General features: G+C 47.7%; 24 protein-coding genes and 1 riboswitch. Of the genes, 7 read left to right on the forward strand and 17 right to left on the reverse strand.

Translation table 11 applies throughout. The annotated features are described in order from the left end of the window. Window positions 1–51 precede the first annotated feature (51 nt). Window positions 52–1,776, forward strand: coding sequence for a phosphoenolpyruvate--protein phosphotransferase (gene ptsP, locus ACY2IG_RS13075; RefSeq protein WP_056062784.1), 1,725 nt, complete (start codon window positions 52–54; stop codon window positions 1,774–1,776). A gap of 107 nt (window positions 1,777–1,883) precedes the next feature. Here the strand turns inward: ptsP and ACY2IG_RS13080 are convergent, their stop codons facing one another. The 6 genes from ACY2IG_RS13080 to ACY2IG_RS13105 all read right to left on the reverse strand — a co-directional run bounded on the left by ACY2IG_RS13080 (window position 1,884) and on the right by ACY2IG_RS13105 (window position 10,089). Then, a complete protein-coding gene (locus ACY2IG_RS13080) occupies window positions 1,884–3,401 on the reverse strand; it encodes an MDR family MFS transporter (RefSeq protein WP_290783253.1) in 1,518 nt (505 codons plus the stop codon). Window positions 3,402–3,537: 136 nt separating this feature from the next. Continuing rightward, a complete protein-coding gene (gene ptsG, locus ACY2IG_RS13085) occupies window positions 3,538–5,649 on the reverse strand; it encodes a glucose-specific PTS transporter subunit IIBC (RefSeq protein ID WP_462617996.1) in 2,112 nt (703 codons plus the stop codon). A gap of 129 nt (window positions 5,650–5,778) precedes the next feature. Further along, on the reverse strand, window positions 5,779–7,302 hold the full coding sequence (ptsG, locus tag ACY2IG_RS13090; protein ID WP_290785426.1) for a glucose-specific PTS transporter subunit IIBC: 1,524 nt from the start codon (window positions 7,300–7,302) through the stop codon (window positions 5,779–5,781). 217 nt (window positions 7,303–7,519) lie between these two features. Further along, complete coding sequence (gene glcT, locus ACY2IG_RS13095; RefSeq protein WP_035406051.1) at window positions 7,520–8,377, reverse strand: glucose PTS transporter transcription antiterminator GlcT; 858 nt, start codon at window positions 8,375–8,377, stop codon at window positions 7,520–7,522. Window positions 8,378–8,478: 101 nt separating this feature from the next. Further along, entirely contained in the window at window positions 8,479–8,796 is a 318-nt protein-coding gene (locus ACY2IG_RS13100; RefSeq protein WP_035406048.1) for a YuiB family protein, read from the reverse strand. 81 nt (window positions 8,797–8,877) lie between these two features. Then, window positions 8,878–10,089, reverse strand: a complete 1,212-nt coding sequence (locus tag ACY2IG_RS13105) for an NAD(P)/FAD-dependent oxidoreductase (protein WP_023469134.1) — start codon at window positions 10,087–10,089, stop codon at window positions 8,878–8,880. A gap of 243 nt (window positions 10,090–10,332) precedes the next feature. Here ACY2IG_RS13105 and ACY2IG_RS13110 point away from each other — a divergent pair, with 243 nt between their 5' ends. Then, a complete protein-coding gene (locus ACY2IG_RS13110; protein WP_035406045.1) occupies window positions 10,333–11,331 on the forward strand; it encodes an NAD(P)/FAD-dependent oxidoreductase in 999 nt (332 codons plus the stop codon). Between the two features lie 241 nt (window positions 11,332–11,572). Here the strand turns inward: ACY2IG_RS13110 and ACY2IG_RS13115 are convergent, their stop codons facing one another. From ACY2IG_RS13115 to ACY2IG_RS13130, 4 genes are all read right to left on the reverse strand, one after another. Next, window positions 11,573–12,064, reverse strand: a complete 492-nt coding sequence (locus ACY2IG_RS13115) for an N-acetyltransferase family protein (protein WP_462617997.1) — start codon at window positions 12,062–12,064, stop codon at window positions 11,573–11,575. Then, window positions 12,061–12,564 (reverse strand): GNAT family N-acetyltransferase, encoded by a 504-nt coding sequence (locus tag ACY2IG_RS13120; RefSeq protein ID WP_462617998.1) that lies wholly within the window; start codon window positions 12,562–12,564, stop codon window positions 12,061–12,063. Before ACY2IG_RS13120 ends, ACY2IG_RS13115 begins: the two co-directional genes overlap by 4 nt. After that, window positions 12,561–13,427: an NAD-dependent epimerase/dehydratase family protein gene (locus ACY2IG_RS13125; protein WP_290774118.1), complete on the reverse strand. Its 867-nt coding sequence runs from the start codon at window positions 13,425–13,427 to the stop codon at window positions 12,561–12,563. The genes ACY2IG_RS13120 and ACY2IG_RS13125 overlap by 4 nt, the downstream gene beginning before the upstream one ends. A gap of 118 nt (window positions 13,428–13,545) precedes the next feature. Next, window positions 13,546–13,896 carry a HesB/IscA family protein gene (locus ACY2IG_RS13130; RefSeq protein ID WP_029342414.1) on the reverse strand — a complete coding sequence of 117 codons (351 nt, stop codon included), beginning with the start codon at window positions 13,894–13,896 and terminating at the stop codon, window positions 13,546–13,548. Window positions 13,897–14,007: 111 nt separating this feature from the next. Then, window positions 14,008–14,150, forward strand: a riboswitch (FMN riboswitch). 154 nt (window positions 14,151–14,304) lie between these two features. Here ACY2IG_RS13130 and ACY2IG_RS13135 point away from each other — a divergent pair. After that, window positions 14,305–14,871 carry an ECF transporter S component gene (locus ACY2IG_RS13135; RefSeq protein ID WP_029342415.1) on the forward strand — a complete coding sequence of 189 codons (567 nt, stop codon included), beginning with the start codon at window positions 14,305–14,307 and terminating at the stop codon, window positions 14,869–14,871. 76 nt (window positions 14,872–14,947) lie between these two features. Here the strand turns inward: ACY2IG_RS13135 and ACY2IG_RS13140 are convergent, their stop codons facing one another. After that, window positions 14,948–15,181: a YuzB family protein gene (locus ACY2IG_RS13140; RefSeq protein ID WP_023469141.1), complete on the reverse strand. Its 234-nt coding sequence runs from the start codon at window positions 15,179–15,181 to the stop codon at window positions 14,948–14,950. 92 nt (window positions 15,182–15,273) lie between these two features. Here ACY2IG_RS13140 and ACY2IG_RS13145 point away from each other — a divergent pair, with 92 nt between their 5' ends. Next, a complete protein-coding gene (locus tag ACY2IG_RS13145) occupies window positions 15,274–16,326 on the forward strand; it encodes an NAD(P)/FAD-dependent oxidoreductase (protein WP_035406037.1) in 1,053 nt (350 codons plus the stop codon). Between the two features lie 41 nt (window positions 16,327–16,367). Here ACY2IG_RS13145 and ACY2IG_RS13150 read toward each other — a convergent pair whose 3' ends face one another. Further along, on the reverse strand, window positions 16,368–16,664 hold the full coding sequence (locus ACY2IG_RS13150) for a DUF1462 family protein (RefSeq protein WP_035406035.1): 297 nt from the start codon (window positions 16,662–16,664) through the stop codon (window positions 16,368–16,370). A gap of 109 nt (window positions 16,665–16,773) precedes the next feature. Between ACY2IG_RS13150 and ACY2IG_RS13155 the strand changes: the two genes are divergently transcribed. Next, window positions 16,774–17,001, forward strand: coding sequence for a NifU family protein (locus ACY2IG_RS13155; protein WP_012371190.1), 228 nt, complete (start codon window positions 16,774–16,776; stop codon window positions 16,999–17,001). Window positions 17,002–17,043: 42 nt separating this feature from the next. On the opposite strand, the gene ACY2IG_RS13160 is transcribed toward ACY2IG_RS13155, so the two are convergent. Both ACY2IG_RS13160 and ACY2IG_RS13165 read right to left on the reverse strand, forming a co-directional pair. Then, window positions 17,044–17,808: a TIGR01457 family HAD-type hydrolase gene (locus tag ACY2IG_RS13160; RefSeq protein WP_023469144.1), complete on the reverse strand. Its 765-nt coding sequence runs from the start codon at window positions 17,806–17,808 to the stop codon at window positions 17,044–17,046. Between the two features lie 6 nt (window positions 17,809–17,814). Beyond that, on the reverse strand, window positions 17,815–18,258 hold the full coding sequence (locus ACY2IG_RS13165; RefSeq protein WP_462617999.1) for a DUF86 domain-containing protein: 444 nt from the start codon (window positions 18,256–18,258) through the stop codon (window positions 17,815–17,817). A 151-nt stretch (window positions 18,259–18,409) separates the two neighbouring features. Between ACY2IG_RS13165 and glpX the strand changes: the two genes are divergently transcribed. Together glpX and ACY2IG_RS13175 are read left to right on the forward strand one after the other, a co-directional pair. Then, window positions 18,410–19,390 carry a class II fructose-bisphosphatase gene (glpX, locus tag ACY2IG_RS13170; RefSeq protein WP_462618000.1) on the forward strand — a complete coding sequence of 327 codons (981 nt, stop codon included), beginning with the start codon at window positions 18,410–18,412 and terminating at the stop codon, window positions 19,388–19,390. 35 nt (window positions 19,391–19,425) lie between these two features. Further along, window positions 19,426–19,701 (forward strand): DUF3055 domain-containing protein, encoded by a 276-nt coding sequence (locus ACY2IG_RS13175; protein WP_023469147.1) that lies wholly within the window; start codon window positions 19,426–19,428, stop codon window positions 19,699–19,701. Between the two features lie 35 nt (window positions 19,702–19,736). Here ACY2IG_RS13175 and ACY2IG_RS13180 read toward each other — a convergent pair whose 3' ends face one another. From ACY2IG_RS13180 to lipA, 3 genes are all read right to left on the reverse strand, one after another. Further along, window positions 19,737–20,183: a general stress protein gene (locus tag ACY2IG_RS13180; protein WP_214727844.1), complete on the reverse strand. Its 447-nt coding sequence runs from the start codon at window positions 20,181–20,183 to the stop codon at window positions 19,737–19,739. An 85-nt stretch (window positions 20,184–20,268) separates the two neighbouring features. Further along, window positions 20,269–20,646, reverse strand: a complete 378-nt coding sequence (locus ACY2IG_RS13185) for a YutD family protein (protein ID WP_056062847.1) — start codon at window positions 20,644–20,646, stop codon at window positions 20,269–20,271. 95 nt (window positions 20,647–20,741) lie between these two features. Beyond that, complete coding sequence (lipA, locus tag ACY2IG_RS13190; RefSeq protein WP_035406024.1) at window positions 20,742–21,641, reverse strand: lipoyl synthase; 900 nt, start codon at window positions 21,639–21,641, stop codon at window positions 20,742–20,744. Window positions 21,642–21,681: the final 40 nt, after the last annotated feature.

Genomic DNA, 21,681 nt, shown 5'->3' on the forward strand with positions numbered 1-21,681 from the left:
AGAAACGAAGTCGTCGCGTTAAAAAAACTTACTGAAAAGAGGGTAATGCACATGGCACAACACATCAAAGGAATTGGCGCTTCTGCAGGGATCGCGATTGCAAAGGCATTCGTGATGGAAACACCGGTCTTTGAGATTCCATCGCACAAAATCGAGGATGCGGCTGCGGAAAAAGAACGTTTCCAAGCAGCGATCGCAAAATCGAAGACGGAACTCGAAGTCATTCGTGAAAATACCTTAAAAGAATTAGGTCCAGATAAAGCGGAGATCTTCTCGGCTCACCTTCTAATCCTAGAAGATCCGGAAATCGTTAGTCAGGTGAACGCAAAAATCGAGGACGAGCAAGCAAATGCTGCGAAAGCACTCGATGAAGTCGCGAACATGATGGTCATGATTTTCGAATCAATGGATAACGAATACATGCGTGAACGTGCAGCGGACGTCCGCGACGTCACGAAACGGACGATGGCTCACCTTCTCGGTATCACGTTCGTCACTCCAGCTCAAATTAACGAAGAAGTCATTATCATCGCGGAAGACTTGACTCCTTCAGATACGGCACAATTGAATCGTAAGTATGCTAAAGGTTTCGCAACGAACATTGGTGGCCGGACATCGCACTCTGCCATTATGTCACGTTCACTCGAAATCCCAGCAGTCGTCGGAACAAAAGTTGTCTTGACGGACGTTAAACACGGCGATCTTCTCATCCTTGACGGTGCGGAAGGTGATGTCATCGTCAACCCAAGTGAAGAGCAAGTCGCTGAGTATGAAGCAAAACGTGCAGCATACATCGCACAAAAAGAAGAGTGGAAAAAACTCAAGAACGAAAAAACAATGACGGCTGACGGTCACCACGTCGAGCTCGCTGCAAACATCGGTACACCAAACGATGTCAAAGGCGTGCTTGAAAACGGAGCAGAAGCTGTCGGTCTCTACCGTACAGAATTCCTCTACATGGATGCAGAGACATTCCCAACGGAAGACGAGCAGTTCACAGCATACAAAACAGTTCTCGAGTCAATGGGCGATAAAAAAGTCGTCATTCGGACGCTCGATATCGGTGGCGACAAAGAATTGTCGTACCTTGATCTCCCACACGAGATGAACCCGTTCCTCGGTTACCGTGCGATCCGTCTCTGTCTCGATCAAACAGACTTGTTCCGTACACAATTGCGCGCACTTCTTCGTGCAAGTGCATACGGTAAACTCGCTGTCATGTTCCCAATGATCGCAACAATCGAAGAGTTCCGTGCTGCAAAAGCACTTCTCCTTGAAGAGAAAGCAAATCTCCAAGGTGAAGGTGTCACTGTATCAGAAGACATCGAAGTCGGTATGATGGTCGAGATCCCAGCAACTGCGGTCATGGCTCGTCAGTTCGCAAAAGAAGTCGACTTCTTCTCTGTCGGAACGAACGATTTGATTCAATACACGATGGCAGCAGACCGGATGAACGAAAAAGTATCATACCTTTACCAGCCGTTCAACCCAGCGATCTTGAACCTCTTGAACAACGTCATCACAGAAGCACACAAAGCAGGCAAATGGGTCGGCATGTGTGGTGAGATGGCAGGAGAAGAATTGGCACTCCCAATCCTTCTTGGGCTTGGTCTTGATGAGTTCTCGATGTCTGCTTCATCTGTCCTTCGCGCACGTAGCTTGATGACACGCCTCAACAAGTCAGAATGTGAAGCAATCGTCGAGCAAGTGCTTGATATGGATACAGCAGAAGAAGTCGTCGACTTCCTCAGCACGACATTCGATATCAAAAAATAATTTCTGTTAGACGAATCTGGAGTAATCCAGGTTCGTCTTTTTTTATGCCGATTAACAAAAAAACAACGCCCTCTTTTAATAAGAAAGAAGGCGTTGTTGAAACCTGATTATTGAGCTTGTTTTTTCTTCGCTGGGGTCGCTTGTTCCGATAAAATCGGACGCTCGTTCCCCATTAAGAAGATAAAGATGACACCGAGTACTGCTGGAATCAAGGCCCAGAAATAGACGGTAGAGATGGATTCTGCAAGCGATGTCTTGATTGCTGTCGCGACTTCTGGTGGCATCTTCGCAAACGCAGCTGCCGTCGGGAACTGCCCACCCGACGGCGCTCCACCTTGCGGCAATCGATCCGCTACAGCCGATGTGAACGTCCGTGATTGAATGATGCCGAGGACCGTGACACCAAGCGTCATCCCGATCGTCCGGAATGTCGATCCCATCGACGTCGCAGCACCACGACGTTGCATCTCGATACCATTGATGCTTGCTAGGTTCAACAACGAGAAGCTAAAGCCAACACCGAACCCAAGAATGATCATATAGATCGTTACTGCTGTACGCGATGTCTCAAGCGTCATTGTACTGAGGAGATACACACCGAGTAGGAAAAAGACAGCCGAGACGATCATGACATTTCGGAAACCAAACTTATTCGGCAACTGGCCACCGAGCTGCGCCGAGATGACCGAGGCAATCAACATCGGCATCAGGATCAGACCGGAGTTCGTCGCACTGCCACCAAAGACACCTTGAACGAAGATTGGAATGAACACACTCGCCGAGATGAAGACGAATCCATAAAAGAACGCAACGCCTTGTGTTGCCGCAAATAAACGACGACGGAACAGACTGAATGTAATAACTGGATCCGCGGCACGGCGTTCAGCGAATGCGAAGGCAACGAACGCGACGAGTGCTGCTCCGAACAGACCAAGAATTTGTGGTGAAGACCATGCATACTCTTTCCCACCCATTTCGAGCGCGAGTAAGAATAAAACCAATCCTGCAACAAGCGTAAAGGCACCGACGTAGTCGATTTTCTGTGTCCGGTGAACTGGTGATTCCTGATAGAAGACCGTCACGAGACCAAGGGCAATCAATCCGAGTGGGATGTTGATATAAAATACCCAGCGCCAGTCGAGGGAATCCGTCAATACGGCACCAAGCAACGGTCCGAAGATACTCGAAATCCCGAAGACCGCTCCGAACAATCCACTGACTTTCCCACGTTTCTCCGGTGGGAAGATATCAAAAATAATCGTAAAGGCGATCGGCATCAACGCACCGCCACCAAGCCCTTGCAAGGCACGATACGCAGACAATTCAATGATTGAGTCTGCCATTCCACACAAGATACTACCAATCATGAAGATGAGCATCCCAAAGAGGAAGAAGCGTTTTCTTCCATACATGTCACTCAATTTACCGAAGATCGGCATCCCGGCAACGGTTGCGATCATGTAAGCCGACGTGACCCAAGCGTACTGATCAAACCCATTCAGTTCACTGACGATCGTCGGCATCGCCGTCGCAACGATCGTGTTATCCATCGCTGCGACTAAAATACCAATCAATAATCCGATGACGACAGGTGTCGTATTCGTTTTTGTTGTAGTCGAAGACATCGACGCACCTCATTTCTAAAAAATTAGCTAACTCATTGTATCATCATATGTGCAAAATCTCACTATCAAATATGCTTTATGATATTTTCACATAAAAAAGACGGATCGTTCGTGACGATCCGTCGCTTTTCTTCCTTTACTCTACACGATACGAAATCGCTTCTCCGGCTTCGACCGTCTGTCCAACATCGACGTCGACTTTTCGATCGCCAATGTTCGTGACGATGATCGGTGTCAGTAACGATGGCACGAGTGGTCGTACTTGCTCGAGATCGACATTGAGAAGTGGTGTCCCCGATTCGACACGATCTCCAGCTTTCGCTAATGCCTCAAATCCTTTTCCTTCAAGTGACACTGTATCAATACCAATGTGAATTAAGATCTCATCTCCGTTATCTGCAAGAATACCGATTGCGTGTTTCGTCGGGAAGAAGGTTGTGATCTCACCAGAGACGGGAGAGACGACATATCCTTCCGTCGGTTCGATCGCATATCCGTCACCCATCATACGACCGGAGAATACTTGATCCGGTACATCATCCAGAGAACGAATGATACCGCTCAGTGGTGCGACGTATCCATCTTCAGGCACATAAGCACCCCCACGATCTCCAGCGAGTGGTCCCGTATCGGTTGTACCCGATCCAGAAGTTCGCGCTTCATCTCCTGTTGGAACTTGTGGAATCGGATCAGCTTCCGGTGTCTCTTTCGGTTTGTAATTTGGATCTTTCATGATATCTGCCATTTCTGACTTGATCCCATCGGATTTCGGTCCAAAGATTGCCTGGACGTTATCTCCGACTTCAAGGACACCGGCAGCACCGAGCTCTTTCAAGCGATCCTTGTTGACACCTGATTTATCATTGACGGTAATCCGAAGACGCGTGATACAGGCATCGAGGTGCTTGATGTTCGATGGACCACCAAACGCCTGCAGGATTTCATACGGAAGATCACCTGCTTGTGCCGTCGATGTCGCAGCACCTTCTTTAATCGCTTCACGTCCTGGAATCTTCAGATCGAATTTCGTGATGACGAAACGGAAACCGAAGTAATAAATGACGGCGAAAACGAGACCGACTGGAATGACAAGCCACCACGAAGTGCGATTCGGTAAAATCCCGAACAACGTGTAGTCAATCAATCCGCCGGAGAACGTCATCCCAATCTTAACGTTTAGCAAGTCCATAATCATGAACGATAGACCTGCAAAAACAGCGTGCACAGCGAACAAAAGCGGTGCAACGAATACGAATGAGAACTCGACTGGCTCCGTGATCCCAGTTAGGAAAGACGTCAATGCAGCTGAGAAGTAAAGACCTTCAACAGCTTTTCGACGATCTTTTGCGACAGTATGGTACATTGCAAGACAGGCTGCCGGCAGACCGAACATCATGAATGGATATTTCCCAGTCATATATGTCCCTGCTGTAAATGGTACACCGTCCTTTAATTGTGCAAAGAAGATTCGCTGGTCCCCATTGATGATCGTTCCTGCTTTATCCGTATATTCACCGAATTGGAACCAAAAGCTTGAGTACCAAATATGGTGAAGACCGAACGGAATCAATGAACGTTCGACGAGTCCAAAGATGAAGGCAGACAACGGTTCGTTCGCTTCGATGATTGTTTTGGAGAACGTATTGATGCCTGTTCCGATCGGTGGCCAAATATATGACAAAGCAAAACCTGCGACAAGACTGAACAAGGCGGTCGCAATCGGAACGAAACGTTTACCTGCAAAGAATCCAAGGAAATCAGGCAGTTTGATTTTAAAGAATTTATTATAACTGTACGCTGCTATCAAACCGGCAATGATCCCCCCGAATACCCCCATTTGCAAGGTCGGTATCCCAAGGACCGTCGCATACGACAAATCACTCGCCTTTTGTGCTTCTGTGATTTTTTCTGGTGTAATCTGCAAGAATGAACTGATGACCTTGTTCATGATCAGGAAACCAACGATGGCTGCTAAGCCGGCGACCCCTTCTCCGTTCGCAAGGCCAATTGCGACCCCTACAGCGAACAATAATCCGAGGTTCGCAAAGATGATGTCACCCGCATCCTGCATGACTCGCCAGATGACGACAAGCGAATCGTTCTCCAGAAACGGTAAATATTGTGTTAAGTTCGGGTTTTGAAACGCTGTCCCGAACGCAAGCAATAACCCCGCTGCCGGCAAAATCGCTACCGGTAACATCAGGGCCTTACCGATCCGCTGTAAGACACCAAACACGTTTTTCCACATGCGCATATTCCCTCCTTTTTTTAAACAAACTACTTAATTCATACCCTAAAATATTCTAGTGCAAAACGATTCTAAACGATTTCGAAAAAAAAATGAGCCCTTCCGCAGAAGGACTCATCTTAAAAAACATTAGACTGTTTTTTCTTGTTTACGTGACGCGATGACAGCTTGAATCTCAGACTTGATGTTGTCTGATTTCGGTCCATAGATCGCTTGGACGTTGTTACCAACTTCAAGGACACCAGCAGCACCTAATTTTTTCAACTCATCTTTGTTGACTTTCGATTTGTCGAGAACTTCAACACGAAGACGTGTGATACATGCATCCAAGTGTTTGATGTTCGACTCTGAACCGAGTGCGTCGAGGATACCTTCAGCAAGTTCAGAACCTTGAGCAGATGAAGTCTCTTGAACTGCATCTTCACGACCTGGAGTTTTCAGGTTGAATTTGCGGATTGCGAAACGGAATCCAACATAGTAGATGACAGAAAGTGCAAGACCGACGACGATGACAAGCCACCACTGCGTGCGTCCTGGAAGAACACCGAAGAGAAGGAAGTCGATCAAACCACCAGAGAATGTCATACCGATCTTAACGTTCAACAATTGCATTGTCATGAACGAAAGACCTGCGAAAACTGCGTGAACTGCGAACAAGATTGGAGCTACGAATAAGAACGCGAATTCGATTGGCTCTGTGATACCTGTCAAGAATGCTGTAAGTGCTGCTGATCCAAGAAGACCACCAACGACTGCACGACGCTCTGGGCGAGCTTCGTGGTACATTGCGAGTGCTGCTGCTGGAAGACCGAACATCATGAACGGGAATTTACCAGTCATGAACGTACCAGCTGTTAATTTTGCGTTGTCTTTCAATTGTGCGAAGAAGATCGCTTGGTCACCATGAACGACTGTTCCTGCTGCATTCTTATACGAACCGAATTCGAACCAGAATGGTGCATAGAAGATATGGTGAAGACCGAATGGAATCAACGAACGTTCGATGAGACCGAAGACGAATGCTGCGAGTGTTGGGTTTTTCTCCATCATGAAGTGAGAGAACGTGTTCAATCCATCTTGCGCGAACGGCCAGACGAATACGAGAACGAGACCTGCAACCAATGAAACAACTGCTGTGACGATTGGAACGAAACGTTTACCAGCAAAGAATCCAAGGAACTGTGGCAATTCGAGATTATGATACTTCCCGTACGCCCAAGCTGCGATTAGACCTATGATGATACCACCGAATACCCCAGTTTGAAGTGTTGGGATACCGAGTACGTTTGCATATCCTTGACCGTTAGCAACCATTTCAGGTGTAACGCCGAGCCATACGCTCATTGTTTTGTTCATGATCAAGAATCCGACGATTGCCGCAAGTCCGGCTGCGCCGTCCCCTGCAAGACCAATCGCGACACCGACCGCGAATAAGAGTGCTAAGTTACCGAAGATGATATCCCCAGCTGCTTCCATCAATTTTGCAACCTTGATGATTGCATCATTTTTTAAGAACTCGAGTTTTGACGTCAAGTTCGGATTTTGCATCGCGTTACCGAATCCGAGTAGGATACCGGCAGCTGGCAAAATCGCTACAGGAAGCATCAACGCTTTACCGACACGTTGAAGAACAGCAAAAATCTGTTTAAACATGTGTGTTTCCTCCTTTTCCTGTTAAGAGCGAAGTATGATGAATAATGCCAATGATTGAGACGAAAAAAGTCAGACATCTGACCGTTTTTTTACAGAAAAAAATCAGGCACGAGCGGATTGTAGACAATAGACTTATCCCGTTGCATAACGGAAATAAAGCTTCTTGCCCGACATCCCACTCATGCCTGATCGTATCAGTAACACGTAGTCCGTGCGGTCATTTACCTGAATCGTACTGCACTAAGCGTTGCAGATGCATCGTAAGATACGTCGCCTCACCGCGCGGTACCGCTTTCTTCAACTGACGTTCCATGATGGACATCAGCTCCCAAGCAGTATCATAGCATAGCGGATATTCTTCACGCAATAGCTTTTCTACTTTTTCTGGAGCCTCTAGATACTCCCCATTGGAAACCCTTTCAATCGCTGAACGAAGATGCCGAATCAGACGCTTGTAATCAAGCGATTTTCGGTCGATTTTAATCTCCAGTCGCTGTTCGATATGACTAGCAATTAAACCGACGAGCTGATGATGGCGGTTAACTTCAAGTACGTCTTTGAAGTTCGTCGCAGAATGAATATGAAGTGCAATGAATCCTATCTCGGCTGGAGGCAGGTAAAAATTCATCTCGGCACTGATGAACTCGACGATTTCTTCTGCAAGTGCGTACTCTTCCGGATACAAGGCTTCCGTTTCGGCAAGAAACGGATTGGTGACTTCCATTCCTTGTTCCAGTCGTTTGAACGTAAACGTCAAATGATCCGTTAATCCGATATGGATATGTTCATCGACTTTTTTTCCAAACCGTGTCTCGATCATTGAAACGATTTCATTCATCAACGCGATGAAATTTTCATCGAGGTGACCGACGAGCGCCTTATATTGATCCTGTTCTTCTTTATCCTTCAACGTGTAGACTTTTTCCAACTTGTCGAGATCTGTCAGTTGATCGCCTGGCTTCCGACCGAAGCCAATCCCTTTCGCGAGGATAATGACTTCCTGATTCGCACCAGTTGAACAAATGACGACATTATTATTCAATACCTTGATAACGTGGTACATTTGTTTATCCATTCGCTCTCAACCCAATCTGCTCTTACACATTTATTTAAAGACATTGTTTTTATTATAACGGTTTTTCAAGCACGAAAAAAGCCTACTTACTCAAGTAGACTTTAAAACATTTGGTAACCGCTCTTACGCAAGAAGCGAATCGATAGACCGGCGATGATGATTCCAGCAAACCCAGCTGCGAACATCGTGATATCCGCTGCCTGCAGTCCAGCAATCCGGTCCCCAAGATTCGGAATCGCTTCACGCGCATTCGTGAAGTATTCGAGCGTAGATTGGTTATCGATCATCATGATGAGGATGATCGGATAGAGTACGAGCATCACCCATGTACTCCGTAACAACATGTTTAAAATGAATCCGATACTAAAGAACATGACGAGATAAAGCACACTCCCGATCACGGCTTGAATGATATGCATACTGTTCCCCCTTTGAATCTCTTCTAGTATAACCGACAAAAAAGGCAAATGCACGAGTGTACATTTGCCTAAAACGTGAACTTAGAACTTCCCTTTTTTGATCGCAAGACCAAGTTTTTTCAGTTCAAAGAAGTGTTTGTTGTCGATGACTTTTTTCATGAATGATGCGTTACGACCGTAAATCTTCTTGCCGAAGACCATGCCGATACCATCTTTATGACCAAGTGAAGCAACCGTTCCTTTGTTCTCGTACGTGAACGTCGATGTTTGACGACCCGCGATGAGTGCTGCGATGTTCTCAGCGACTTTGTGTGCTTGTTGTGTCGCGATTTGTGCAGTTGGTGGGTACGGACGGTTCGAACTTGGATCCATGACTGCTGAACAGTCACCGATCATGAAGACGTTATCGTGTCCTGGAACACGAAGATCTTCTTCGACGACGACACGGTTACGCATCGCTTCGAAACCAGATGCTGCAACGACAGGGTTACCGCTGACGCCACCTGTCCAGATGATCGTACTTGCTTCGATCGTTTCAGTCGTGTCGCCTTGAAGCGGACCGAACGTGACGCTTCCTGGTCCACATTCCTTGATGCCGTTACCGAGTTTGAACTCGACGCCTTGGCGCTCAAGCCATTTGTGTGCGTAGTTGACGAGATCAGCATCGAATCCTGGAAGGACTGTTGGCGCTGCCTCGATGTTAACGACACGAACGAGTTCGCGTGGGATATCATATTGTTTGCACAGTTCTGGAATACGGTTGACGAGCTCACCCATGAACTCGATTCCTGTGAATCCAGCACCACCGACGACGATCGTCAAGAGTGAACGATCTTGTGATCCTGTTGTTTTGTACTGTGCGAATGAGTAATCGATATGTTCCTTGATTTTACGGACGCTGTTCAACGAGCTGATCGTTAATGCGTGTTCCTTCAATCCTTTGATACCGAATGTTTCAGGAACACCACCGAGAGCAACGACGACGTAATCGTAAGGAACTGTTCCGCCATCTTGTAAAAGAACTGTTTTAGCAGCCGTGTCGACTTTCTCAACGATACCTTTGACAAGTTTGACGCGTGACGGGTTGATGACATCATTGATGTAGATGCGTGCTTGCTCCGCAGACATCGTACCTGCAGCTGGTTCATGCAACCAAGTTGTTTGGTAATGATAGTCGTGTTTATTAATCAACGTGATGTTCGCTTGATCGACGCCGAGTTTCTTTTGAAGGTTGACTGCTGTGATCAATCCACCGTAGCCCGCTCCAAGAATAACAATGTTAGGTGTGTTCATGTTCTGATACTCCTTACGAATCGTAGTTTTGTTGTGATTTTCTTCACATTCAATTACAGACGAATGTTCAAAAACTTTGTTCAAATAATGTTCACATGTCTATAAGCCTATTGAAACACTTTTTAAGAATGATTGCAAAAGAAAAATGTAATTTCCTTTAAAAAAATGTGAGATGTTCCGTACTTGCACCTGAACCCCCTACTTCCTATATAATAGACCTATCCAATGCTAGGAGGGAATCAGATGTACCAACCATATGATGTCACGATCATCGGCGGCGGTCCGGTCGGACTGTTCACCGCGTTTTATTCAGGAATGCGCCAGATGAAGACGAAGGTCATCGAGAGTCTACCTCAATTAGGTGGTCAACTCGCTACGCTTTATCCTGAAAAATATATATACGATATCGCCGGTTTTCCAAAAGTAAAAGCGCAGGAACTAGTCGATCGGCTACTTGAACAAGCGAATGAATTTGATCCGACGTATGTGCTCGGTGAGACAGTCATCGCTTATGAACGGATGGATGATGGGATCATCCGCCTCGTCACGAACAAAGGCGAGCATTATACGAAGACCGTCATCTTGACAGCAGGGAACGGTTCGTTCGCTGCGCGCCCACTCGGTGTCGCGGACGCGGAACGCTTCGAGGAAACAAACTTGCACTATTTCGTCAACGACATGGAACGTTTCAAGGATCGTCAAGTCGTCCTGCTTGGTGGTGGCGATTCAGCAGTCGACTGGTCATTGATGCTTGAACCGATTGCGAAATCTGTCACGCTCGTCCACCGTCGCGATAAGTTCCGTGCCCATGAACATTCGGTCGAACTATTACATGACTCATCCGTTAACGTCATGACGCCGTATACGCTCGAATCGGTCACAGGTGAGACGCACATCGAGACGATGACGTTCAAACATGCTGAAAGTGGCGAAGTCGTCGTCGTTGCTGCTGACGATGTCGTCTGCAACTTTGGTTTCGTCTCGTCACTTGGGCCGCTCAAAGAATGGGAAGTCGAGTTCGAACGCAATTCGATTCGCGTCAACTCGAAGATGGAGACTGCGATTCCAGGCGTCTTCGCTTGTGGAGATATTGCGACTTACGAAGGACGCGTCAAATTGATCGCAACAGGCTTCGGTGAAGCACCGATTGCCGTCAACCAGGCGAAACTTCTTGTCGATCCATCGGCTCGTCACCCGCAACACTCGACGAGTCTGTTCGAAAAAGTAACGAACCATTCTTGAGATAAATGAATGGCTGCAAACAAATAAGAGGTCGAATTCTGGATAACATACCGGAGTCCGACCTCTTATTTTGATGGAATCACACCTAGGACGTGACCAAACATCTTTGACTCCTACAGGAAAAGGAAGCACGATGTGTGCTTCCGTCAGGGATAAGGAAGACCCGACAGATCACATGGAATGGGAACTGGCGCGGCTTACATCCCGCCTGAGGAAAGCGAAGATGTTGAAACGTCCGATTTCATACGAATGATCTTTTAACAGGCATCCGGTAAACCCGCTGCACGAGTTCTACCCCACCACGCTCAATCATCGATTCTTCGAAGAGCTGACCGCCGAACCGCTCGTAAAACTGGCACGCCGGATTATCCCGCAAGACAGAAACCTGCATTGCCTCGTATTCCGCCAAGTCCTCGATGATACGTTGAAACAATGCCTTCCCGAGCCCCTGCCCTTGAGAAGCTCGCAAAACATAAATCGCGTAGAGTTCTCCTTCACGCGCATCCCTTCGACTTGGTCCACCTTGCGCGAAGCCAACGACTTCGTCTTCTAACTCCACAACATACACACGCTGATCGATTAACGCCTGCTCCCATTGTTTCGTCCGTTTCTCGTAAGACAACTGTGCTAAATAAGAATCAGGGATGATCCCTTGATACGTCTCCCGCCAGGCATCAATATGAACGCGCGCAATGGTCGACGCATCTTCAAGACGTGCTTCACGAATTCTCATAACGGGATAATGAAGCGACGTGTCTCGCGTCCATTGCGAACAGTCGGTTCGATTTCCTGTCCGCCGTTCGCTAAGATGACACGACGTGATGCGAGATTATCAACACCACACGTCAATAGCACTTGACCGAGTCCACGCTGACGTGCTTCTTCAAGCGCCAATCGAAGACCGGTCGTCGCATATCCTTTCTGACGCTCGGATGGTCGGATGCCGTATCCGATATGTCCGCCGTACAACTTCAAGTTCTCCGTCAAGTCATGCCGGAAGTTTAACGCGCCGACGATTCGCTGTCCATCGACCATCCAGTACGTCGAATGCGTGACAAGACCTTCTCTGACTGTCGTTTCCATTTCTTTAAGCTCCGCGAAATAGGTAGCGAGCGGTTCATACGTATCCCCGACCGCTTCCGGTACGATCGTTTCGCCTGACTCTCGCCAGTCTTCTAAAAAGGCGCGGTACTCCGTTTCCCACGCAAGAGTTGGTTTCATCAACTGCATCATTGGTGATTGCGCACCTCCTCTTCAATCAAACGATCGAGCCAGTCATCGATATGTTGGAACAGATAGCCCGCTTCTTTCGCAGCTGTCGTATCCATATAGAAATCGCGTTCCGGTGCAAGCGGCGATTCATCCTCTCCTTTTGCGACGATTTGGCTCGTCGTTCCCGCAATACGGTCGATTTTATCCATCAGGTCTTGAATCGATAGGACGCCGTCACTCGCAGCGTTGATCGGTCCTGTCAATTCCGAACGACCACACCATTCAAGAAAGGCAGCGGCTTCGTAACTTGAGATGTAGCCCATCTTCGCATAGTTGTTTTCAGCGATAATCGGACGACCGTCAAGCGCGCGTTTGATATGGAAGACAAGTCGTTCCGTATAATCGTCTGGTCCGAGGACAACAGGAAAACGAACGGCAACGACAGGGAAGGTCGCGCGTTGGAAGAAATAACTCTCCGCTTGGCGCTTTCCTTCGCCATAACCATGTTCCTTCTCAAGATCATATTTCCCGGGAAACGGATTGTAGGCACGTTCCGTGATATTCGCACCACCGTCTTCATAAACAGACATCGTCGACGTCAACACATAGCGTCCGACTTTTCCTTCAAACGCGTCGATCGCGAGCTTTGCTTGATACGGCGTGAAGCAAATGTTGTCATAGATGACATCCCAGTGCTGTTGGCTTAAATCCTTCATCGTACTACTTGACGTCCGGTCTCCTTTGAAAAATGTCAAGCCCTTCGCGACTGGTGGAGTATGCTCACCGCGTGTGACGATCGTCACATCATCCCCCGAATCGGCTAAACGAATTGCTAAGCGTCGTCCGAAATAGCGTGTTCCCCCGAAGATCAATACTTTTCTCATCCTGAAGCCCTCCCTATTCGTAGTAGCATTCACTCTCTGTAATATTTCGAGTAAACTCAACAAGTCTCCTGTATGAGAGCAACAAAAAAATCGTGGACGATGTCCACGATTGGATTCATTAACAGCCACCTGGTGTCCCGGCATTCGTTGCTGTCCGGAATGATGTTCCGCAACCACACGTTGCGATGGCATTCGGATTCGTGATCGTGAATCCGCCACCAAGCATTGACTGTTTATAATCGATTTCCAGTCCTTTGACGACCGGATAATCCTTTTCGTCCACGATGACGGTCACGCCGTGCTGTTCAAAAACGAGATCCGTTTCTTTTTGTTGATCGAATCCCATTCCGTACGACAGACCACTACATCCACCACCTTGGACGAGCATCCGAAGATTTCGTTCATCTGCTGGTGCCTGCGCCATCATGTCCTGGACTTGTAGCGCTGCTGCCTCCGTTAAATGGATCATGTCATCACCTTCCTTTTCTTTAGTATACGCAACTTCTGAGCGAATCGAAACCTAGTTGCTTGAAACTATCTTGAATTCGTTGTATAAATGGTATGTACAATAAAATAATCGTTCCATCTTCAGGGCAGGGTGAAATTCCCGACCGGCGGTAAACAACTCTCTTTAAGTTGAAGCCCGCGAGCGAATAGGGCGCTATTTGCTGATTCTGTGTAATTCAGGAGCCGACAGTACAGTCTGGATGGGAGAAGATGGCGGCATGAGTTTGAATTTGATTGATTTTGCAATAATCGATTAGGTTTATTTAATGCGGACTTCTCCCCTGTTGATCTGATCAATAGGGGTTTCTTTATGGTCGCAGTCATGCCAATACTTCATCGAGAGGAACGAGCAAAAGGAGACAATACTCGTATGAAACGCACACAAAAAATGGTCACTCTGTCAATGTTAGGTTCAATCTCATTTGTTCTTATGCTTATCAATTTTCCACTACCGTTCTTACCAAACTATCTGAAGATCGACTTCAGTGATGTTCCTGCTCTTGTCGCAGCGATCATGTTCTCACCGGTCGCAGGTGTCATCGTCGAAGCATTGAAGAACGTGTTATACTACATCTTCCGCGGAAGTGGTGTTCCGGTCGGAGAATTCGCGAACTTCGCTGCAGGCGTCGCATTCGTACTACCTGTCAGCTGGTTCTACCACAAAAAGAAATCAACACAAGGTCTCGCAACTGGTCTCGTCGCTGGTACGATCACGATGGCACTCGGTCTTGCGATCCTCAACTATATCTTGATCCTTCCAGCGTATGCATGGTTCCTCGGTATGGATTACATGGCGGATCCAGCTGTCAAATGGACAGCGATCACTGCCGGTATCTTACCGTTTAACGTTATCAAGGCTTTGTTCATCTCGGCACTCTTCATTCCATTGTTCTTGAAACTACGCCCATGGATGATGCGCCGCCAACAATCTGCCTGATCCGAAAAGCTGCGCCCGCTGACGGACACGAATCCCCTCGTTCAGACGAACGAGGGGATTTTTTGGCTGTCCATGCTCACAGCTCATTCTCTTCGATTTTCAGGTAAATCTTTTCAAGCAACTCTTCCGGCGTTTCACCTACGACGGTCTCACCATCTACGAGACAAAAATGGTCAAGCGAACAAATCCCGCAATAACCGAGGCAACCGTATTCGACGACGTCAACATTCGGGTCACGTTCAAGTTGCTCCATGACGACCTGTGTACCAGCCGCTAAGTTACTAATACAAAATTCAATAATCGGATTCACTTTTTTTCCTCCTTCAAGCAGGAAACGACCTGCCTCATGTCGTATTATACAAGGTCAGACTGATTTAGGGGAACTAAGGGGGATTTTACGTTATGAAGCAATTGATCGTACTCGGCGGAGGTTATGGTGGAATGCGGATTTGTGAGCGATTCAAGGACGAGGAAGTTGCCGTCACGCTCGTCGACCGTCTACCGTACCACGCACTCAAAACGGAATACTACGCACTCGCAGCAGGTACATTATCAGATCGGGATGTCCGGATTGAATTTCCGGAGGGGAAACATCTTACCTATAAATATGGACATGTCATCAAAATCTCACCAGAGACGAATACAGTCCATCTGCAGGACGGATCAGAATTATTCTATGATGACTTAATCATCGCCCTCGGTTGCGAGGATAAATACCACAACATTCCGGGTGCTCAAGAATTTACATACAGCATCCAGACACTAGAAGAATCACGGAAGACACAACAAGCGATTTATGGTCTGTCACCGGAATCCGTTGTCTCGATCGTCGGTGCTGGTCTATCTGGTGTCGAACTCGCCAGTGAACTACATGAGAGCCGGAAGGATTTGACGATTCGTCTATTCGACCGCGGTCCATCCGTCTTGTCGTTCTTATCCGATAAAGTCTCGTCTTACGTTCAGGAATGGTTCGAGGAACATGACGTTGAAGTCATCAACAACTCGAATGTCACGCTCGTCACAGCGGACGATGTGCGAAACGGCGACGATACGTATCCATCCGACTTAACGATTTGGACAGCTGGTACGCAGCCGGTCAAAGTTGTACGCGATCTCGGCTTTGCTGCGGATAGTGGCGGTCGGATCAAATTGACGGAACATCATCACGTACCGGAATACGATAACGTCTTCGTCATCGGTGATTGTGCAAGTCTACCGTATGCACCAAGTGGTCAACTCGCAGAACATCAGGCAGAACAAGTCGTCGATGTCTTACAAGCCAAGTGGCAAGGAAAGAAATTACCGAAGCTGCCAGAAATTAAACTGCGCGGGATGCTCGGTTCACTCGGAAAATCAGATGGTTTCGGAATCGTCATGGGCAAACAAGCACTGACGGGGAAAGTCCCACGTCTCTTGAAGTCCGGTGTCTTATGGAAACACAAAAAGATTAAATGAGCAAAAGAGGTGTCCCAAGCTTTGGGATACCTCTTTTTCGTTCATCCCGCCTGATTCAGCTTCGCATCGATTGCCGCTGTGATCGTCTTGAGTTTGACGTACCCCTCATCAATCATCTCATCATCGAGCACGATCAGTGGATAAAAATAGACATCCTCTTTCAGCGCTTCCGTCCATTGATCTGATGTTGCTGTCTCGAAATCAACATAGCGAAGCGTCATCGCTTGCTCATATTTCCGCCCGAGGACGGCTTGTAGCCAACTGAATGTCTCTTCCGAGCTAGGTGCCCCGACACAACTCGGACAGGTGACCGCTGTTCCGTAAACCGTGATTTCCATCTTGAAGTCCCCCTTTTCAATTCACTCCTCTTTAGTATACAAGTTTTCCAGATTGAGAACATTTTTCAACCCTGTTACAATGAAAATATACGAAAGGATGTGTTTACGCATGGAAATGTTTGATCAAGTGAATGAAGTTCTTGAAAAATTGCGTCCGTTCCTTCTTCGTGATGGAGGAGACGTTGAACTCGTAGATGTAGAAGACGGAATCGTAAAACTCCGTTTGATGGGAGCTTGTGGTAGCTGCCCAAGTTCAACAATCACATTGAAGGCCGGTATCGAACGTGCCCTTCTTGAAGAAGTCGCTGGCGTCGTCGAAGTCGAACAAGTCTTCTAATACATGAAATCCCGAACGAATTCTCGTTCGGGATTTTTTGATTCATAGAATCCATTCAGCTAACGTATCAACCATGTATGTCGGTTGACGATCCTGCCCTTGAATGAAGACTGGTGTATGGACGCCAGAATTGACGTGCATCGTCCGGATACCTCCATTGATCCCGAAAAGAATGTCCGTATGGTAGTTGTCTCCGACCATGATGACGTCTTCTTTTGACAGACCAATCATTTCTGTCGCGATATCGACCATGACTGGTTCTGGTTTACCGATGAAGAACGGTTCCTTCTCCGTCGTCACGCGCAGGACGGACGTCAAAGCACCATTACCTGGCAGGAAACCACGTTCGGTCGGAATCGCGATATCACCGTTCGTTGAAATAAACCGGGCACCGGCACGAATCGCAAGTGCACCAACAGCGAGTTTTTCGTACGTGATTTGACGATCGAGTCCAATAACGACGTAATCTGCCGCTTCGGTTGCGACGACGTCTAACCCTTCTCGTTCAAGCGCGTCGATCAGTCCTGTTTCTCCGATCGCATAGACGCGCGCTTTTGGTGACAGGTCAGCAATATAACGACCAGTCGCCATCGCACTCGTCAAAACGTGTTTCGCATCGGAATGAACACCCATCCCGCGTAGTTTCTCTGCCACGGCTTCTGCCGTCATCGACGCGTTATTCGTCACGAACAAGTACGGAATGCCCTCTGCTTGCAGACGATTGACGAAATCGACCGCTTCTTTTACCGGTTCCGTTCCGTTATACATCGTTCCATCTAAATCAAATAAATAGCCTTTTGCCTTCATCCTGACTCACTCCTCGTTTGGTAAAAATGCAGACACCGGTCCGAGTTCTGTCTCGATATACCGGCGAATCGCTTCCGGAAAACGACGTAGTTCTGCTTCCTCTGTCTCAAGTATCGCCCGAATCTCCGCCATACTCGACTGTGTGAATGACCGGACGATCAACGTACGTAACGCAACGAGCTTTTTCAGACTCGTCGCAAGCGGTCTATCAATCACCTTCTCATCTTCTAGGATGAGGATGATATCTTCATAACTTCCCGGATCCCGCATGATGAATCCATCAATCATACTGTTTCCGATATCGATGACACTCTCGATGACTAAAAAACCGATCCGCTCCATAGCCAGTGCCGTCGTCACCGGATCCCCCGTAATTTCCTTACTTTGTCGAAGTGCTGTCTCATAACAGACGACCGTCTCTTCGATTTTTTGACGATTGACGAAATACATCTTCATTCCCCCTCACATTCTCCATTTTATCGTTATCCAGCAATCCTGAAAAGCAGAAAGGTCATTTGCATCACATTCCCCAATGTGTTATCCTCAATTTAGATTTTTGCTGAAAATAGTATGTCACATTGGTGACGTGGAGGTTATATACATGGAACGGGAACTCGCACTGGAAATCGTACGCGCTACGGAAGCAGCAGCACTAGCTTCTGCTCAATGGATTGGTCGCGGTAAGAAAAATGAAGCGGATGACGCAGCAACGACTGCGATGCGCGAAGTCTTGAACACGGTCAACATGAACGGAACAGTCGTCATCGGTGAAGGCGAGCTCGACGAAGCACCGATGCTCTTCATCGGCGAACGTGTCGGAACAGCGAACGGTCCAATCGTTGATATCGCCGTCGATCCGCTCGAAGGAACGAACATCGTCGCTAAAGGACTTGGCAATGCGATGGTCGTCATCGCCGTCGCCGATCAAGGCGCCCTGCTCCACGCACCCGATATGTATATGGATAAATTAACAGTCGGACCGAACTTGAAAGGGCACGTCTCACTCGACGACCCGCTTGAAGTCATCATCGAAAAGGCAGCACAATACAACAATAAACGGATCGAGGACGTCACGGTCATCATACAAGACCGTCCACGTCATGATCATTTCCGCGAAGCAGCGATGCGGATGGGCGCACGCGTCCGTCTGTTTGAAGACGGTGATGTCTCAGCTGGAATCGCACCACTTTCTCCTGCGACAGGAATCGATATCTTCATCGGAACAGGCGGTGCGCCTGAAGGTGTCATCACGGCTGCTGCCGTCAAAGCGATGGGTGGCGATATGCAAGCACGCTTACATCCATTGAACGAAGAAGAAACAGCTCGCGTCATCCGAATGGGTCTAGCGGATCCACTTCAACTCTTAACGCTCGACGACCTGATCAAAAGCGACGACTGCATCTTCGCAGCAACAGGCGTCACGACAGGCGAAATGCTCGATGGCGTGAAGTTCTTGACGGATGATATCGTTGAAACGACATCTCTCGTCATGCGTTCGAAAACACGGACAATCCGAAAAGTGATCGCCGAGCATAGCTTATCGCGTAAACCATACTTGCAAAAAGTCCCCCAAACCCTTTAATCTGAAACAGACGTTAGGGAAATGAGGGAAGCTGAATGATGGAAGAACGTGATTTTTTATACGATGATGTCGAACAAACAAAGACACGCTTCGTCAGTTGGATTGGCGAAGCAAGTCGCTTTGATCTCGCCATCACGCATTCGGAACATTTTTACGGTAAGATTCTCGTCTTGAATCTCTTATCGAATCGGTATGCAATCATCGGCGCGGATGATTTCGATGAACCCGGCTACATCGCAACGGCGTTTGACGTCGAAGACGATGCGGCAACGGAACTTGAAATGTATCTTCGCGCTTATATCGGTCTATGAAAAAAGCCTTCGTCGCGGACGAAGGCTTTTTTGTCTTATAAGAGACGATCGTTTCGTTCATTTAGTGTGTTCGGTCCGCTAAAGACATTCGTATTATCTGACTCGTCATGAGCACGGCGCTCTGAATGCTGATCCGCTTCATCACCGACAAGTAACACGAACTGACCACTTTCGACTGCATGATTCGCACGATCGACGTCTTCCTTCGTCAAGCCACTTCCGTGGATGGCATCTCCATGAGAGACCGATTCATCTTTTTTGAAGATACTCTTAATTTCCTGCCATAGATTACGATGATCTTCCTGCGATAGACGCGTGGATGTCTGTTGGTTGTTTAGATCCGCCAATTCCTCGATTTGTTCGAGATCGTATTTGTCGTGTGCTAAGACTTTTAAATCAGTCGAGACGACACCCGCAACACGGAGATCGTGCACGGCACTGACGACTTCTGGTACGGATGAGTAAATTCCAACGATTCGCATGGATGATTCCTCCTATAGGTACGTGATACTTATAGTAATAGCCGAATTCCTTCCAATAAAAACGCTTTTCTGTATGACAGTTTGATTACTCGCCTTCCGTCTTGTCTGGTGCAGGTGCGAACTTCCGTTTCAACTTCAACGTATTGGATGAAGAACCGTCGAAGCGAGGTGGTGCTTCTTCTCCTTCTACCAATCCGACCTTCTTGACGATGAAATAGGCACATCCGAAGTTACAGTATTCGTAGAGATAATCAGCCACATGCGAAATCTTCGTATCGAATGTCGCTTTCTCGTGTTGATCCTCATAGAAGCCACGTAGTCGTAATTGACCGTGCCCCCAGTCGCCCACGATATAATCATATTTTTCAAGGACATCGCTGAAACGACCGATGAAGGCTTCTTCATTAAAGCCTTCCCGTTTCTCTTCGACGACTTCATAACGTTCCCGATTGACTTGTATCATTATTCCCACCTCCTGCTGTTCTTATCATAGCATATTCCATTTCTCCTGACAGACGAAAAACCGTCCGAGTCAGCTGCTCGAACGGTCGTTGATCGTTAGTCGATCGGAAGTGCTGTTTTATTCTTTTTCGCTGCGTTGACTTGCTCATCTGCATGATACGATGAACGAACGAGTGGACCAGCTTCACAGTGTGAGAAGCCTTTACCAAGCGCAATCTGTTTCAGTTCAGCGAATTCTTGCGGTGTATAGTACTTGATGACGTCGAGGTGCTTTTTCGTCGGTTGGAGATACTGACCGATCGTCATGATGTCGACGTTGTTTGCGCGAAGATCATCCATCGTTTCGAGAATCTCTTCCCATGTCTCACCAAGACCAAGCATCAAGCTCGACTTCGTTGGAATTTCAGGTGCGAGCTCCTTCGAACGACGAAGGAATTCAAGCGTCCGGTCGTATGTGGCTTTTGCACGAACAGTTGGTGTCAGACGGCGAACCGTCTCGATGTTATGGTTCATAATGTCTGGTTGTGCGTCAATCAATGTTTTCAGAGCTTCGAAATTCCCACCCATGTCTGAAGGTAAGACTTCGATTGATGTCTCCGGGTTCATCCGACGAACTTCACGAACCGTCTCAGCGTAAACGCCTGCTCCGAAATCATTCAGATCATCGCGTGCGACCGCTGTGATGACCGCGTGCTTCAGGTTCATCAAACGGACCGATTCCGCGACACGTTTTGGTTCTTCGAGATCGAGTTCGTTCGGACGTCCTGTCGTCACGGCGCAAAAACGGCACGCACGTGTACAGATACTTCCGAGGATCATGAACGTCGCCGTCCGGCGTACCGCCCAACACTCGTGGATATTCGGACACTTTGCTTCCTCACAGACAGTATGTAGCTTTTTCTCGCGCATCATACTCTTTAATTCTGTGTAGGTCTCATTCGTATTCAGCTTGATTTTCAACCATTCCGGTTTACGTTGGATTTCTCCGCGTCCCATGGTTTCGCTTCCCCCTTCATCCCCAAAAAGTCAATTAAGT

Source organism: Exiguobacterium sp. EF_C8 (assembly GCF_054956715.1).